Genomic DNA, 15,416 nt, shown 5'->3' with positions numbered 1-15,416 from the left:
CGAAAGCGAGCGACGCAATCGATACGAATCCTTTTCCAAACTGTTACACTGTATGGATGTACAGTGTATGGACTACACCTTCTCGGGACCTGCCCAGGCCCTGTGCTATGGTGGTTTTGCTCCAGGCCTGCCTGGCCCCTGGGCACCCCTCGTTCACGCCTGTCCCTCCTTTAACGCATTGATCCGAAAGAAAAAATCGTGTCGAGCAAGCAGCTGATTCGCATTCGCGGCGCCCGCCAGCACAACCTCAAGGATGTCGATCTCGACCTGCGCCCCGGCGAGATGACCGTGGTCACCGGACCGTCGGGATCGGGCAAGTCCAGCCTGGTGTTCGACACGCTCTATGCCGAGGGCCAGCGCCGCTACGTCGAGACCTTCAGCGCCTACGCGCGCCAGTTCCTGGACCGGATGGACCGCCCGCAGGTGGAGCGCGTCGACGGCGTGCCGCCGGCGATCGCCATCGACCAGACCAACCCGGTGCGCAGCTCGCGCTCGACGGTCGGCACGATGACGGAGCTGAACGACCACCTGAAGCTGCTGTACGCGCGCGCGGCGGAGCTGTTCGACAAGCAGACCGCGCAGCCGGTGCGCCATGACACGCCGGAGACGATCTACGCCGAGCTGCTGGCGCGCACGGCGCAAGGGCAGCCGCACCACGATGCGCGGCTGGTGGTGACGTTCCCGGTGGAGCTGCCGGAATCGACCACCGACGAAGAGGTCCAGCAGTGGCTCTCCGTCAGCGGCTACACGCGCGTGCAGGCGCAGCGTGTGGTGCAGTCTCCCACCGGTGCGCGCAAGCTGCTCGACGTGGTGGCTGACCGCTTCCGCATCGGCAATGCCGAAAAAGTGCGCGTGGTGGAGGCGATCGAAGCCTCGCTCAAGCGCGGCGGCGGACGCGTCAACATCTATGTGCTGGCCGATGGGACCGATGGCCGCGACGGCCCCGTGTGGCGCTTCTCCACCGGCCTGCATAGCCCGGACAGCGACCTGCGCTATGCCGACCCGCAACCCGCGCTGTTCTCGTTCAACTCCGCCTACGGTGCCTGCGAAACCTGCCGGGGCTTCGGCCGCGTGATCGGGGTCGACCTAGGGCTGGTCATCCCCGATGCGCGCAAGTCGCTGCGCGAAGGCGCGATCAAGCCGATGCAGACCCCTGCCTGGAAAGAATGCCAGGACGACCTGATGCGCTACGCCGGCAAGGCCGGCATCCCGCGCGACACGCCCTGGGCCGACATGACCGAGGCCGAGCGCCACTGGGTTGTCCATGGCTCGCCCGACTGGAACGGCCAGTGGAACAAGCAGTGGTACGGCGTGATGCGGTTCTTCAGCTACCTGGAGTCGAAGGCGTACAAGATGCACATCCGGGTGCTGCTCTCCAAGTACCGCAGCTACACCCCGTGCGAAACCTGCGGCGGCGCGCGCCTGAAAACCGAGTCGCTGCTGTGGCGCCTGGGCTCGAAGGACAATGCCGACGCCGTGCTGGCGGCCGGACGCCGCTTCTTGCCGCGCGGCGTGGACTGGGACCGAACGCAGCTCGAAGCGCTGCCTGGCCTGACCGTGCACGACCTGATGCTGCTGCCGATCGAGTGCATCCGCCGCTTCTTCGACGAGCTGACGCTGCCCAGCGCGATGCTGGACGACGCGCTCAAGCTGCTGCTGGCCGAGGTGCGCACGCGGCTGAAGTACCTGTGCGACGTCGGCCTTGGCTACCTGACGCTGGACCGCCAGAGCCGCACGCTGTCCGGCGGCGAAGTGCAGCGCATCAACCTGACCACCGCACTCGGCACCTCGCTGGTCAACACGCTGTTCGTGCTGGACGAGCCCAGCATCGGCCTGCACCCGCGCGACCTGAACCGCATCGTCGAGGCCATGCACCGGCTGCGCGACGCGGGCAACACGCTGGTGGTGGTGGAGCACGATCCGTCGGTGATGCTCGCCGCGGACCGCCTGATCGACATGGGCCCCGGCCCGGGCGAGCGCGGCGGCAATATCATTTTCGACGGCACGCCGTCCGATATCCGCAATGCCGACACGCTGACCGGTGCCTATCTCGGCGGGCGCCGCCGCGTGGCCGATGCCTCGCACTGGCAACGCCGCCCCGTCGACCACGCGCTGCCGCGCATCGTGCTGGAAGGCGCGACCGAGCACAACCTGCAGGACGTCACCGTCGAGATCCCGCTGCAGCGGCTGGTGTGCGTGACCGGCGTGTCCGGCTCGGGCAAGTCCACGCTGCTGCAGGACGTGCTGCATCCGGCGATGGCTCGGCATTTCGGCAAGGCGACGGAAGCGCCGGGGGCGTACCGCAAGCTGAGCGGCGCGGACCTGGTCGATGACGTGGTCTTCGTCGACCAGTCGCCGATCGGCAAGACCGCGCGCTCCAACCCGGCCAGCTATGTCGGCGCGTTCGACGAGATCCGCAAGATCTTCGCCAGGGCGCCGATGGCGCTGCAGCGCAGCTATACCGCGGGCACCTTCAGCTTCAACTCCGGCGACGGGCGCTGCCCGACCTGCGGCGGCTCGGGCTTCGAGCACGTCGAGATGCAGTTCCTCAGCGACGTCTACCTGCGCTGCCCGGACTGCGACGGCACCCGCTATCGCCCCGAAGTGCTGGAGGTGAAGATCGAGCGCGCCATCGCCGGGCAGCCGCCGCGCGCGCTCAGCATCGCCGACGTGCTGGAGCTGACCGTCAGCGAAGCTGCGTCCTACTTTGCCGGCGATGCCGCGGTGCTGCGCGTGCTGCAGCCCATTGTCGATGTCGGGCTCGAATACATGAAGCTGGGCCAGCCCGTGCCGACGCTGTCGGGCGGCGAGGCGCAGCGCCTGAAGCTGGCCGGCTTCCTGGCCGAAGCCGCGCAGGCCACGCCGTCGCGCACGCGCGGCAACACGCTGCCGCGCCGGCTGTTCATGTTCGACGAGCCGACCACGGGTTTGCACTTCGACGATATCGCCAAGCTGATGCTGGCCTTCGGCAAGCTGCTCGACAGCGGCCATTCGCTGATCGTGATCGAGCACAACCTCGACGTGATCCGCGCCGCCGACTGGCTGGTCGACCTGGGCCCCGAAGGCGGCGATGCCGGCGGCCGGGTAGTCTGCACCGGCACGCCGGAAGACGTGAAAGGCTGCGCCGAGTCGCATACCGGCCAGGCGCTGATCCACTATGACGCCGCGCTCGGCGAAGCCGGCATGCTGGCCGCGGAACGTGCCGCCGGCACCGAGTCCGAAGGCGTGCCGCTGCAGGCGGTCTTGCAGGCCCGCCGCGCGCGCCGCGAGATCGAGGGCGAGGACGTGGTGCGCATCGTCAACGCGCACGAGCACAACCTGAAGTCGCTCAACGTCGATATCCCGCACGGCAAGTTCAACGTCGTCACCGGCGTGTCCGGGTCGGGCAAGTCGACGCTGGCGTTCGACATCCTGTTCCACGAAGGCCAGCGCCGCTACCTGGAATCGCTCAACGCCTATGCGCGCTCGATCGTGCAGCCGGCGGGCCGGCCGGAGGTCGATGCGGTCTATGGCATCCCGCCCACCGTCGCGATCGAGCAGCGCCTGTCGCGCGGCGGCCGCAAGAGCACGGTGGCGACCACGTCGGAAGTCTGGCACTTCCTGCGCCTGCTGTACGTAAAGCTGGGCATCCAGCACTGCGTGCATGACGGCGCGCCGGTGACGTCGCAGAGCCCGGAATCGATCGCCGCGCAGTTGCTGCGCGACCATCGCGGCGAGCACGTTGGTTTCCTCGCGCCGCTGGTGGTCAACCGCAAGGGCGTCTATACCGACCTGGCGAAATGGGCCAAGGCGCGCGGCAATACGCACCTGCGCGTCGATGGCGAGTTCCTGCCGGTCGATCCGTGGCCGCGCCTGGACCGTTTCCGCGAGCACACCATCGAGCTGCCGGTCGGCGACCTGGTCATCACGCCGGAGCACGAGCCGCAACTGCGCGCACTGCTGGCGCAGGCCCTGGAAGCGGGCAAGGGCGTGATGCACCTGCTGGCGCCGCTCGACGGGCTGGGCCACGCCATGACCAACGGCGGCACCGCGCACGTGGGCGAGGTCAAGGTGTTCTCGACCAAGCGCGCCTGCCCCGAGTGCGGCACCAGCTATCCGGAACTCGACCCGCGCATGTTCTCGTACAACAGCAAGCACGGCTGGTGCGGCAGCTGCGTGGGCACCGGCCTGGCGCTGACGCGCGAGCAGCGCGCGGCGTTCGACGATACCGTGCTGGCCGACGACAACCGCGGCCGCGAGCAGAGCCTGCCATCGGAGGAGCTGGAACCGGAAGGCGTAGGCGAAGCGCCGTGCCCCGACTGCCATGGCACGCGCCTGAACCCGGTGGCGCGCGCGGTCACGTTCGACACGCAGGCCATCGTCGACGTGGCGCAATGGACCGTGTCCGATACGCGCCGCTGGGTCGACGGCCTGCGCCTGGCCGGCCGCGACGCCGAGATCGCGCGCGACGTGGTCAGCGAGATCGGCAGCCGCCTGCAGTTCCTGGAGGAAGTGGGCCTGGGCTACCTGAGCCTGGACCGCGCCGCGCCCAGCCTGTCCGGCGGCGAGGCGCAGCGCATCCGGCTCGCGGCGCAGCTCGGCAGCAACCTGCAGGGCGTGTGCTACGTGCTGGACGAGCCCACCATCGGCCTGCACCCGCGCGACAACCAGATCCTGCTCGATGCGCTGCGCAAGCTGGGCGACAAGGGCAATACGCTGGTGGTGGTCGAGCATGACGAAGACACCATCCGCCGCGCCGACCACATCATCGACATCGGCCCCGGCGCGGGCAAGCGCGGCGGCACGCTGGTGGCGCAGGGCGGCGTGGCGGAGCTTGCCGCGGCGCCGGCTTCCACCACCGGCCAGTTCCTGGCACAGCCGATCATCCACCCGCTGCAGGCGCGCCGCCCGGTGCAGCCGGGCGCGGCCGGCAAGCCGGCCGACCCGGCCGAATGGCTGACAGTGCACGGCGCTTCGCTGCACAACCTGCGCAACGTGAACGCGCGCATCCCGCTGTCGCGGCTGGTGGCGATCACCGGCGTGTCAGGCTCGGGCAAGTCGACGCTGGCGCGCGACGTGCTGATGACGAACCTGCTCGATGCGGTGGGCCGCTCGGTGCTGTCGTCGCCGGCCACGCGCCGCGCGCGCAATGCGGCCAGGGAAGAGGCCAGGACGAGCAAGTCGACGGCAAGGAAGCCGCTCAAGGTCGACCACGACTGGTATGGCTGCGAGGCCATCACCGGCTGGGAATCGATCGACCGCGTGCTCGAAGTCGACCAGACCCCGATCGGCAAGACCCCGCGTTCCTGCCCGGCGACGTACATCGGCGTATGGGACACGATCCGACGGCTGTTCGCCGATACGCTCGAGGCGCGTGCGCGCGGCTATACCGCGTCGCGCTTCTCTTTCAACACCGGCGATGGCCGCTGTCCCGCGTGCGAAGGGCAGGGCGTGCGCACCATCGGCATGAGCTTCCTGCCGGACGTGAAAGTGCCATGCGACGTCTGCCACGGACAGCGCTTCAATCCCGAGACGCTCGCCGTCACCTGGCGCGGCAAGAACATCGGCGACGTGCTGACCATGGAGATCGATGAGGCAGTGGAATTTTTTGCATCGATGTCCAATATTGCGCACCCGCTGCAGCTGATGAAGGACGTGGGGCTGGGCTACCTGACACTGGGCCAGCCATCGCCGACGCTGTCCGGCGGCGAGGCGCAGCGCATCAAGCTGGTCACCGAACTGAGCAAGGTGCGCGACGACATCACCCGCCGCGGCCAGAAGGCGCCGCACACGCTGTACGTGCTGGACGAGCCTACCGTCGGCCTGCACATGGCCGACGTGGCGCGCCTGATCCGCGTGCTGCATCGCCTCACCGACGGCGGCCACAGCGTGGTGGTGATCGAGCATGACCTCGACGTGATCGCCGAGGCCGACTGGATCATCGACCTGGGACCGGAAGGCGGCGCGGGCGGCGGCACCATCGTCGGCGCGGCCGATCCGGAGTCGCTGGCGCGGATCCAGGCCAGCCATACCGGCGCGGCGCTGGTGCCGGTGCTGGCGCGCGGCAAGGCGGAGACGGAGCAGGCCGGCGCGCCAGGCAAGGTCAGCATGGCCTGAGCTCCTTGCCGCAGGCGAGCGGCGTAGCCAGGGCCACACGGCACAGGCACGCCTTTCGCTTGCTCATGGTTGCTGGCGCGCACATCGCGCCCTGAACGGAGGTAACCATGAAGCATATCCGACCCAGCCGGCTCCTCGCCGCCATCGCGCTCGCCGCCGCTGCGATTCCCGCCATGGCGCAGATGACGCCTGGCACGCCGCGCGGCACCTATGATCCTTATTCGCAGGGCGCACGCAGCACCGACAAGTTCGATCCATACACGCAGGGCGCCAACGCTCCCACGCGCCAGGACCTCGCGCCCGCGCCCGAGGCCCAGCCTTCTACCGTGCCGGCGCAACCTGGCATGACCACCGCGCCTGTGCAGCGCACGGCTGATCCGTACATGGAAGGGACGCGCTGGGTCAGCCCGGAACTGGGCCGCCGCCTTGGCCCGCGCAGCCAGTTCCTGGACGGTGCCTGATGTTGATCGCCTGACTGCGATTTTCGCAACGGCCGCTTGCCAGGTGCGCGGCATCATGCCGCGCCGGCAGCGGCCTTTCCAGCCTTTCCAGCGGGGAAGGCGCGCGGCAAAATGCGAATGCAACCGGACTTACCGCCTCTTGTAATTCCTGCGCAAGCGCACGGACTCCACAGCGCGCGAGCGGCCAACGACCAGTTCAGCGTGCCGTATGCCAGCCAGGCGCTGAACTGCGGACCCATTCGGTCCGCCGGGCTCGCGCGCATGACGGTGGTCAGCTACAACATCCATCGCGCCGTCGGTACCGACCGCCGTTACCGGCCCGACCGGATCGCCGCGGTGCTGGAAGAACTGGGCGCCGATATCGTCGCGCTGCAGGAAGTCGAGTCGGGCAGCAGCAACGACCACACGCTCGAATACCTGGCCGGGCACACCGGCATGCACGTGGTGTCGGGCTTTACCCGCGTGCGCGGCAATGCGGATTTCGGCAATGCGCTGCTGACGCGCTTTGCGCCGCAGGCGGTCAACCAGATCGACCTCACGGTGAAGGGCTGCGAGGCGCGCGGCGCGATCGACGTCACGCTTGCCTGTACCGCATCGGGGCACGCCAGCGCGCTGCGCGTCATTGCCACGCACCTGGGCCTGCGCCCCGGCGAACGGCGCCACCAGGTGCAGCAATTGCTGAACTACGTGGCCGCGGCGCCGCCGTTGCCCACCATCCTGCTGGGCGACGTCAACGAGTGGTTCTTGTGGGGGCGCCCGCTGCGCTGGCTGCACGCGTATTTCGAACATACCCCGCACACGGCGACGTTTCCTTCGCGCATGCCGATATTCGCGCTGGACCGGATCTGGGTCTCGCCGCGCGCGCACCTGGTCTCGGTGGCCAGCCACCGCTCGCCGCTGGCGCGCGTTGCCTCGGACCACCTGCCGTTGCTGGCCTGCTTCGAAGTGCCGTTGGCAGAAGCACCTTCGGCCGCCGCGGGCCCGGAGATCCGTGCCGAAGCATAGGCAAACAGAGGCCAAACATCCGGCAAACATAGGAGCACGACGATGAGACAGAGCGACGACAACTACCTGCGCAGGCGCCCCGACAAGCAATATGGCGGCAACGAACAGGGCTACAGCGGCATTCCGGCCGAGTCGCGCAACCGGCGCCAGCGAGAACTCAGCGGCGGCCGCTATGGCAATGCCGCGGAGCGTCTTCCCCGCGACCAGACCCAGGACGTAACGCCAGGCGACGAAGAGTGGTATGGACTGTACGTCGAGGAATGGCGCTGGCCGGCCGAGCGTACTTATGCCAGCCGTGGCGGCGACGACGCCCGCTACGAGGACGAATGGTCGCGGCGTAGTCCGGCGGGCGCGGGCCGAGGCCGCTACCAGCGCAATGAGCGCGATGGCGGCTATGGCGAGCCAGAGCGCTATGGCTACCGGCGCTGGCAGGACGAGCGCTATGAGCGCGAGGCGCGCGGCTATGGCGACCTTGGCGACCTTGGCGACGAGTGGGACGCCCCCACGCAGCGCCGTCCCGCCGGCCCACGCAACTACCGGCGCGACGACGACCGCATCCACGACGATGTCTGCAACCGGCTGGCGCGCGATGACGAACTCGATGTCAGCGATGTCGAAGTCCGCGTGCAGGAGGGCGTGGTGACGCTGGAAGGCAAGGTCAACGACCGCCGCACCAAGTACGATATCGAGGACATTGCGGAGCGCGTGTTCGGCGTGCAGGACGTGATCAACCACATCCGCGTGCAGCGCTACGGGTTGCTGGCTTCCGAGTAGGGGCGGGGGAGAGCTCGGGAGAATGGCAAGGGCGGCAAGGCCGCCCTTTTTCCTGCCCTGCGCTTCAGTCCTTGTTGACCCGGGGCGGGTTCGGCGGGTGCTCTTCGCGGTCGTCGGTACGGTCGGCCTTGTCGACCGGCACCTCGGCCGGCAGGCCTTCGGCCGCGCGCACCACTTCGTCGGCAATCTCTTCTTCCGGGATTTCGTCTTCCGGCGGCATGTGCGCGTCTTCGTCGCGCTGCTCGATCTCGCTCTCGATGTCGCTGGGCTCTTGCTCGAGATCAGGGTCCAGCGTGCTCGGGATATTGCCGGCCTGCGCCCGCGCGGCGCCCGTCGCGGTCTTGTCGCGCGGGCGGCCGCCGCCGGCGGAAGCTTGCGCGCCGTCGCGCCGCGTGCCGCTGGTGCTGCCGACACGGTCCCTGTGGCGGGCGCCGGTACGTACGGTCTTGCTCATGCTTTCTCCTTTAGTCTCTCCTGTGCGGTCCGGTGTGGCTTCCCGGCAGCCGTCAGGTGTTCTCCACCGGGGGTTCGCTTTCCTCCGGATTGCCGCTGCGGCGCCTGACCGAAGGCGGCACGCCGTTCTCGTCGGGAATGTCGTGCTCGCGCTCGACGTCGTGGCGGCGGTCGCGTCCCGGCTTGCCGCGCTCATGCTCGGTGTCGGGCCCGCCCTTGTGCGGGTCCGGCCGCGGCTCGCTGCGGCGCCGGGTGGTGTCATGGTCGGGTTGGCGATGGGTGCTCATGGTGTCTCCAGGGGCAATTTCACGTATCTGCGTCGTCAGTCCGTACCGGCACGCAGTTCGTCGGATACCGCGGTCACGCCGCGCACCGAGCGCGCCAGTTCCATGGCCATGACGCGCTGCTTGTCGTCCCGCACCGAGCCTTCAAGCTTGACGACGCCGTCCATGGTGGACACGCGGATCTTCGCCGGGTCCAGCGTGCGGGCGTTCGCCAGGCGCGCACGGACTTCCGAGGTAATGGCACGGTCGCTGGCGATTTCGGTGTCGCGCGGCGCGGCGGTGCGGCCCGTCGAGGATGGAGCCGCTGGCGCATCGGCGGGTGCGGCTGGCGCCGCCGGCGCAACTGCCATAATCAGTACCGCCAGCGGCAGCGCCAGGCGGCGAATGCGGGAGCGAGTACGTAATTTCATGGCGATCCTCCTGTACGGCGCACCGTACTGCATGAGCGGCGGGCTGCGCAACGTTGCCCGCACCTGCCCCCAAAGACCTGCAAGCTCCGTTCCCGCCGGCCGTAAGGGCTGGTTGTGCACGTTGCGCCGCAGCGTGGCAGACCATGCGGCGGCATTTCGCCGACGGCGCGCGCCGTACTTTTTACAGTAGCTGCAGAAAGTGCATGCGTCCCACTGGCGGGCGTAAATGGTGCCGTCGGGGTGGTGCCGTCGGGGCCGCCCGCGGCGGAGGCACCGCGACAGGTGGCGCGCCGCTTGCGTGGTGCCGTGTGCTTGCGTGCGGACCTGTCTATAGTGAAAGCAATGCTGGCCAGAACTGGCGTACGGCATGTGCCGCCGAGCACAACCCGCCACGCCGGCCCCACGCCGCGGCAGTCCTCGTTTGCCGCATGCCGACGGGCCCATCAGCGCAGCCGGCCGGGGGGAGCGGCACATCCTGTTGCGAGGGTAGAAATGAATTTCGCCAGCATCCTGTCCACCGTCGTCCTGGCCTCTTCGGTGTCGGTCTCCTCGGCGCCGGTCGAACGCCAGCTGCTCGCGATCACTCCGCTGGACTTCGCCCAGCGCTTCAATACAGTCGCGCAGGATACGGGCTCGGGGTTGACGCTCCCCAGTTTCAAGATCAAGCCTGGCTGGCACCGCGCCGCGCCCAGTTCCGGCGTCTCGGTGCTGGTGCGTGCCAGCCATTCCGGCTATGCGCTGGATGAAGTGGTGGTGGTCTGCCGCGAAGTCGAGCGCTGCTTCCTGACCATCTGCACTGCGGCACTTGCGATCGACGACAGCGTCAACCCGATGCTGCTGCAGCGCTTTATCGTGGCGCGCATTGCCACCGAACTGGGCGAAGTGGGGCTGGTCATGTCCGGCCTTGCCTATATCGTGGTGACGCCGAAGGAAGACGACTACGTCGCCGTCGTGATCCGGCCCTACCTGCCGCAGGACCGCAGTGCCTCGCCCAGCCAGGCCCAGCGCGATCCGCCCGCCGGGGCCGAGCCCTTCCATCATGGCCAGGCGGTCCCGCATGAGCCGCACGGGCTGCAGGGTCCGCATGGACCGAAGGAACTGCCAGGACCCTATGCTGCGCCGGGCGCCCCGCGCCCGCCGCTGACCCCGCTCGCTTCGCGAGCCCCGATTCCGCAATTGCCGCGCTTGTGACGCGCGCGTCAGGGCTCGCGCAGCAGCAGTGCTACCGGCAGCCCGCCCAGCACGTCGCGCAGGCGCAGGCGCCCGGCGGGCGCATCGAGCCGGTGACCCGTCAGTGCGTCGATCCAGCGGCCGGGCTGCGGCGCGCCAAGGTTCAGCGTGGTGTCGCCCCAGCACGCCGGCGGAATGCGCGGCACGGCCGGGTCGACCCGCGCCGCCGACAGCCGCGTGACCACGGTGATGGCCTGGCGCGAGTCGATGCTGCGCGCAAACGCCAGCACCTGCTGCGCCAGCGCGCCCTGCGCGGCCAGCATGCTGTACTGGCCGTCGGTAAACAGCGCGGGGTCGGCGGCGCGTGCCGCGAGCACATGGCGCACCAGCTGCTGCTTGAGCCTGCCGTCGTGCCAGTGTGCCAGCCAGTGCGCCCAGCCCGCGCCGCACGCCAGCCGTGCCTGCAGCCGGACGTAGTCCGGCGCGCGGCGGTTGTCCGGATCGACCAGGCTCAGGTCCCAGCCTTCGGTGCCCTGGTAGCGGTCGGGAATGCCGGGGGCGGTCAGCTGCACCAGCACCTGCGCCAGGCTGTTCACGGCGCCGGCGGTGGCAATGCGCCCGGCGAAGCGGCCGATCTGCGCCAGCACGCCCTGCGGCCACGCCGCCGCGATCCCGCGCAGGAAGGCCTCGCATGCCGCTTCGTATTCGGCATCGGGGCAGGTCCAGTTGCCGTGGCGCTTGGCTTCGCGGATGGCCTTGACCTGCCAAGCGGAAATCCGTGCGAGCAACGCTTCGGGTACCGGCGCCCCGTCGCCGGAATGGTCTATCGGATCCATCGGCCATGCCCCGACCAGCGCCTGGTACAGCATCAGCCGGTCGGCCGCGTCGGGCGCGCGCGGCAGCGTGGCCACCAGTGACGCGCAGTCGCGCTCCCACGCGGCAACCGCGTCGGCGAAAGTGCCCGGCAGCTCGCTGAGCACGGCCAGCCGCATGCGCGCGTCCTCGCCGCGCTTGTGGTCATGCGTCGCTGTGGCCAGCATCGCATGCGGGCCGGCCAGCCGGCGCGCCGCCATGCGGGCGTGGAACTGCGCCGGCGGCATGGCCAGTTGCGCCGGGTCGCTGCCCACCTCGTTGCGCGACAGCAGCCGGCCATAACGGTAGAACGCGGTGTCCTCGCCCGCCTTGGCCGCCAGCGCCGGCATCAGCTGCTGCAGGCGGCGGCGCAGCACGCCGGTGTCGCTGTCCGGTGCCGCCTGCGTGCGCAGGCAGCCGGCGATGAATGCCAGCGCCACCACCTCGTCCGGCGCCAGGCTGCCGCGCGCGGACTGCAGGGCCTGATCGACCATGGCGTCATCGGCATGCGCGGCGGCGGCGTCGCGCGCCGACGGCTGCGCGTCGTAGTAGCTGCGGTAGACCTGCACGGCCGCCATCAGCGCCATCAGCGCATGCCGCAGGGCCGCCAGCGTGAGGTCGCGCGTGCCCGGCTCGCGCTGTGCGCTGGCGTGCAGGCGCGCGGTCACGCCCGCGCATTCGGTGACGAGGTGCCGCCGCAGCACCAGGCAACGGGCCTCGCGTACGTGCGCGGCGTACGGGCGCGCGTCGCCGCTGGTCATCGCCCACAGCGCGGTCAGCGCGGCTTCGCCTGCCTCGTCGTGCAGCACCGCGGCCACGTCGTCCATGAAGTCGTAGCCCGTGGTGCCATCCACCTGCCAGTCCGGCGGCAGCCGCTCGCCGCTGCCAAGGATCTTCTCGACCACGAGCCACGGGCGCTGCAGCGCCAGCAATGGCGGCCGTGCCGCGGCGTGCCGGTCGAGCTCCGCGCGCAGCCGGCGGCAGTAGCCGGCGGGATCGGCCAGTCCGTCGACGTGATCCACGCGCACGCCGTCGATCCAGCCTTCGCGCAGCAGGCGGAAGACCAGTGCATGGACCGCGTCAAAGACCTGCGGGTCTTCCTCGCGCACGCCCACCAGGTCGCTGATCTCGAAAAAGCGGCGCCAGTTCAGCGAGGCGGCCGCGGTGCGCCACCAGGCCAGCCGGTAGTGCTGGCGTTCCAGCAGCGCGTGCAGCCGGGTGCGTCCGGCGGGCTGGGTGGTGTCGTACCAGTTGGCGTTGGCGGTGCCTTCCGCGTCAAGGCTGTCCGGCGCCAGCGGCAGCACATGGTCGAAGTAGCGTACGTGTGCCGGCCGTTCGCCGCTGGCCGGCACCCACCGCAGTTCGCCGGCGACGACCGTGTCCCAGTACGACTGCCCCAGGATCGGCAGCAGGACCTTGCCATGCAGCGCCGGGTCGCACGGCGTCCAGTCGATATCGAAGCAGCCGGCATGTGGGCTGGCGCGTCCGTGCGCCAGCACGTCGCGCCACCAGCCGTTGTGGGTGCAGTCCGCCGCCATGTGGTTGGGCACGATATCGGCGATAAGGCCGAGGCCGGCACTGCGCGCGCGCGCCGCCAGCGCCTTCAGGCCCGCCTCGCCGCCCAGTTCCGCGCGCACGCGGGTGAAGTCGGTGACGTCGTAGCCGTGCGTGGAGCCGGGCCTGGCCTCGCAGACCGGCGACAAGTACAGGTGGCTGACCCCAAGCGCGGCGTAGTAGTCGACCACGCCGGCGGCATCGGCGAAGGTGAAGCCAGGATGCAGCTGCAGCCGGGCGGTGGCGCGCGGCAGGCCGCGCGCGGGTGCCGGCGCGGTGGCTGCCGCGTCAGGCATTACCTTGGGCGCGCCGCGGCGGGCTCGCACAGGGTGGCGACGCAGGCCAGCGGCGGCAGCATGCCGGCGGACAGTTCCGCGGCGGCGCCCGGTGCGCTCTCGTGCAGCGCCGTGCGCTGGTCGCGGCAGGAGTGGGTGGCGGGCACCGCTTCGTCGCCCAGGTTCAGCCACAGGCTCAGCTCCATGCCGTCCACCAGCCGCCAGCGCGCGCACAGCGCCGCGGGGCCGAGGATATCGACGCCGGCAGACTGGCAGCCCGGCAGCCGGTGCAGCAGTTCGCGCCGCCGGATCGACAGCAGTTCGCGGTAGTAGGGGGCCCAGTCGGCGTCGTCCTCCAGTGACGGCCGCGACGCTTCAAATGTGGCCGGGTCGTTGGGGTCGGGGATGGCGGCGGCACGCGCCTCGTCGCCGAAGGCCGCGCTGGCGGCGAATTCGCGGCGGCGGCCCTCGCGCACGGCCCTGGCCAACTCCGGCGGATGGCTGGTGAAGTAGAAGAATGGCTGCCGCGCGCCGGTCTCTTCGCCCATGAACACCAACGGCACCTGCGGGCAAAGCAGCTGCAGCGCCACCGCGGCGCGCAGCGCAAGCGGGTCGGCCAGGCTGGTCAGCCGTTCGCCGAAGGCGCGGTTGCCGGCCTGGTCGTGGTTCTGCAGAAAGCTGACGAAAGCGGTAGGCGGCAAATGCGCGCTGGGCTGGCCGCGGCACACGGCGGCGCTGGCGACGGCGGCGGTGTCGCCGCCGGAACGGTGCTGCGACGGCTCGCCCTGGTAGGCGAAGCCTTCGGCCAGCACGCGTGCGAGGTGGCGCAGCGCGGGTTGGCCATGCTCGCGTGCATCGACCGCAGCGACAGTGCCGGCGGGCATGGCGTAGTCGCGATAGTAGCCGTCGTCCTCGCTGGTCAGCAGCACATGCAGCGCATGGTGGGCGTCATCGTTCCATTGCGCGTCGAAGCCCTGCGCCAGCAGCGCGGCGTCGTTGTCGTCGTTCTCCAGCACCAGGTGCAGGTGGCGGTCGCCGCCGGCGCCATCGGTCAGCATGCTGCGCACTTCGCCAGGCAGCGCCGCGAGCCAGCCTTCGTCCTCGATGGCGTGGACCGCATCGAGCCGCAGTCCGTCAAAGCGGAACTGTTCCAGCCAGTAGCGCGCATTCTCGGTGAAGAAGCGCCGTACCTGCGGGCGCCGGAAATCGATGGCGGGGCCCCACGGGGTCCGCCGGTCGGCGCGGAAGAAGGCGCTGGCATAGCGGTGCAGGTAGTTGCCCTCAGGCCCGAAGTGGTTGTAGACCACGTCCAGCAGCACCATCAGGCCGAGCGCGTGCGCCCGGTCGACCAGCGCGCGCAGCTCGTCCGGCGTGCCATAGCCGGACTCCGGCGCGAACGGCAGCACGCCGTCATAGCCCCAGTTGCGTCCGCCGGGAAACTCGGCCACCGGCATCAGCTCGATGGCGGTGAAGCCCAGCGCGGCCAGGCGCGGCAATTGCTGCGCGGCGCCCGCAAAGCCGCCGCACAGGCCAACGTGCATTTCGTAGATGATGGCTTCATGCCACGGCCGGCCGCGCCAGTCGGGGCAGGTCCAGGCGTACGAGGCACCGGCGTCGCGCGCCGGCACGATGCTCGGGCCGTGCACGTCGTCTGCCTGCCAGCGCGAGGCCGGGTCGGGCACCGTGGTGCCGTCGTCGAGCCGGAACCAGTAACGCGCGCCCTCGCAGCACGGCACGATCGCCTCGAACCAGCCGTTGGGCCCCGCCGCCATATGGACCGGTCCCAGGCCCGCGATCTCCAGCCGCACGGGATGGCCTTGCTCGGCCGCGTCGGGCGCCCACAGGCGGAAGCGCACGCGTCCGTCGGGCAGCCAGGCCGGTCCGAACAGGTAGTCCTGCGCATGTTCGTCGTTGGAGGAGAAGGCCCGTGAAGAAGGCGCGGCAAAGCAGTCGAGCGGGGCCAGGCTGGGCAGGGCGGACCTGGCACCCGGGGCCAGCGGAAACGGGTTCGCGTTCAAATTCGGCTCCTGCCATCGATTGGCTTCTGGGTGTGCGGACTGGAAGTTGCCTTGCGGCGGCCCT

Annotated in this window: 9 protein-coding genes and 1 pseudogene; 5 read left to right on the top strand and 5 right to left on the bottom strand. The window is 69.9% G+C overall.

Translation table 11 applies throughout. The annotated features are described in order from the left end of the window. Nucleotides 1-198: 198 nt before the first annotated feature. The 4 genes from uvrA (at nucleotide 199) to E0W60_RS01965 (ending at nucleotide 8,336) form a co-directional block, all read left to right on the top strand. Nucleotides 199-6,096, top strand: a complete 5,898-nt coding sequence (gene uvrA, locus E0W60_RS01980; protein ID WP_135702849.1) for an excinuclease ABC subunit UvrA — start codon at nucleotides 199-201, stop codon at nucleotides 6,094-6,096. 107 nt (nucleotides 6,097-6,203) lie between these two features. After that, a complete protein-coding gene (locus tag E0W60_RS01975; protein ID WP_133094489.1) occupies nucleotides 6,204-6,557 on the top strand; it encodes an endonuclease in 354 nt (117 codons plus the stop codon). Nucleotides 6,558-6,668: 111 nt separating this feature from the next. Continuing rightward, nucleotides 6,669-7,562, top strand: a complete 894-nt coding sequence (locus E0W60_RS01970) for an endonuclease/exonuclease/phosphatase family protein (protein ID WP_135702848.1) — start codon at nucleotides 6,669-6,671, stop codon at nucleotides 7,560-7,562. 42 nt (nucleotides 7,563-7,604) lie between these two features. Continuing rightward, entirely contained in the window at nucleotides 7,605-8,336 is a 732-nt protein-coding gene (locus E0W60_RS01965; protein WP_135702847.1) for a BON domain-containing protein, read from the top strand. Between the two features lie 64 nt (nucleotides 8,337-8,400). On the opposite strand, the gene E0W60_RS01960 is transcribed toward E0W60_RS01965, so the two are convergent. The 3 genes from E0W60_RS01960 to E0W60_RS01950 are packed head-to-tail and all read right to left on the bottom strand — an operon-like array spanning nucleotide 8,401 to nucleotide 9,483. Next, nucleotides 8,401-8,790 carry a hypothetical protein gene (locus E0W60_RS01960; protein WP_133094492.1) on the bottom strand — a complete coding sequence of 130 codons (390 nt, stop codon included), beginning with the start codon at nucleotides 8,788-8,790 and terminating at the stop codon, nucleotides 8,401-8,403. 52 nt (nucleotides 8,791-8,842) lie between these two features. Continuing rightward, entirely contained in the window at nucleotides 8,843-9,076 is a 234-nt protein-coding gene (locus E0W60_RS01955; RefSeq protein WP_133094493.1) for a hypothetical protein, read from the bottom strand. Between the two features lie 35 nt (nucleotides 9,077-9,111). Next, nucleotides 9,112-9,483: a BON domain-containing protein gene (locus E0W60_RS01950; protein WP_133094494.1), complete on the bottom strand. Its 372-nt coding sequence runs from the start codon at nucleotides 9,481-9,483 to the stop codon at nucleotides 9,112-9,114. A 492-nt stretch (nucleotides 9,484-9,975) separates the two neighbouring features. Here E0W60_RS01950 and E0W60_RS01945 point away from each other — a divergent pair. Further along, nucleotides 9,976-10,500, top strand: a pseudogene (locus tag E0W60_RS01945) (malto-oligosyltrehalose synthase); the annotation flags it as partial. Nucleotides 10,501-10,682: 182 nt separating this feature from the next. Here E0W60_RS01945 and treY read toward each other — a convergent pair. Together treY and treZ are read right to left on the bottom strand one after the other, a co-directional pair. Beyond that, a complete protein-coding gene (gene treY / locus E0W60_RS01940; RefSeq protein WP_135702846.1) occupies nucleotides 10,683-13,355 on the bottom strand; it encodes a malto-oligosyltrehalose synthase in 2,673 nt (890 codons plus the stop codon). After that, nucleotides 13,355-15,352 (bottom strand): malto-oligosyltrehalose trehalohydrolase, encoded by a 1,998-nt coding sequence (gene treZ, locus E0W60_RS01935; protein ID WP_135702845.1) that lies wholly within the window; start codon nucleotides 15,350-15,352, stop codon nucleotides 13,355-13,357. The genes treY and treZ overlap by 1 nt, the downstream gene beginning before the upstream one ends. Between the last annotated feature and the right edge of the window lie 64 nt (nucleotides 15,353-15,416).

The organism is Cupriavidus oxalaticus (genome assembly GCF_004768545.1).
Taxonomy (GTDB): Bacteria; Pseudomonadota; Gammaproteobacteria; order Burkholderiales; family Burkholderiaceae; genus Cupriavidus; species Cupriavidus oxalaticus_A.
This window is presented reverse-complemented; position numbering and strand designations above follow the sequence as displayed.

Coding starts and splice junctions, on each gene's coding strand:
- E0W60_RS01975 (WP_133094489.1), top strand. CDS start 6,204: ATGAAGCATATCCGACCCAGCCGGCTCCTCGCCGCCATCGCGCTCGCC.
- E0W60_RS01970 (WP_135702848.1), top strand. CDS start 6,669: ATGCGAATGCAACCGGACTTACCGCCTCTTGTAATTCCTGCGCAAGCG.
- E0W60_RS01965 (WP_135702847.1), top strand. CDS start 7,605: ATGAGACAGAGCGACGACAACTACCTGCGCAGGCGCCCCGACAAGCAA.
- E0W60_RS01960 (WP_133094492.1), bottom strand. CDS start 8,790: ATGAGCAAGACCGTACGTACCGGCGCCCGCCACAGGGACCGTGTCGGC.
- E0W60_RS01955 (WP_133094493.1), bottom strand. CDS start 9,076: ATGAGCACCCATCGCCAACCCGACCATGACACCACCCGGCGCCGCAGC.
- E0W60_RS01950 (WP_133094494.1), bottom strand. CDS start 9,483: ATGAAATTACGTACTCGCTCCCGCATTCGCCGCCTGGCGCTGCCGCTG.
- treY (WP_135702846.1), bottom strand. CDS start 13,355: ATGCCTGACGCGGCAGCCACCGCGCCGGCACCCGCGCGCGGCCTGCCG.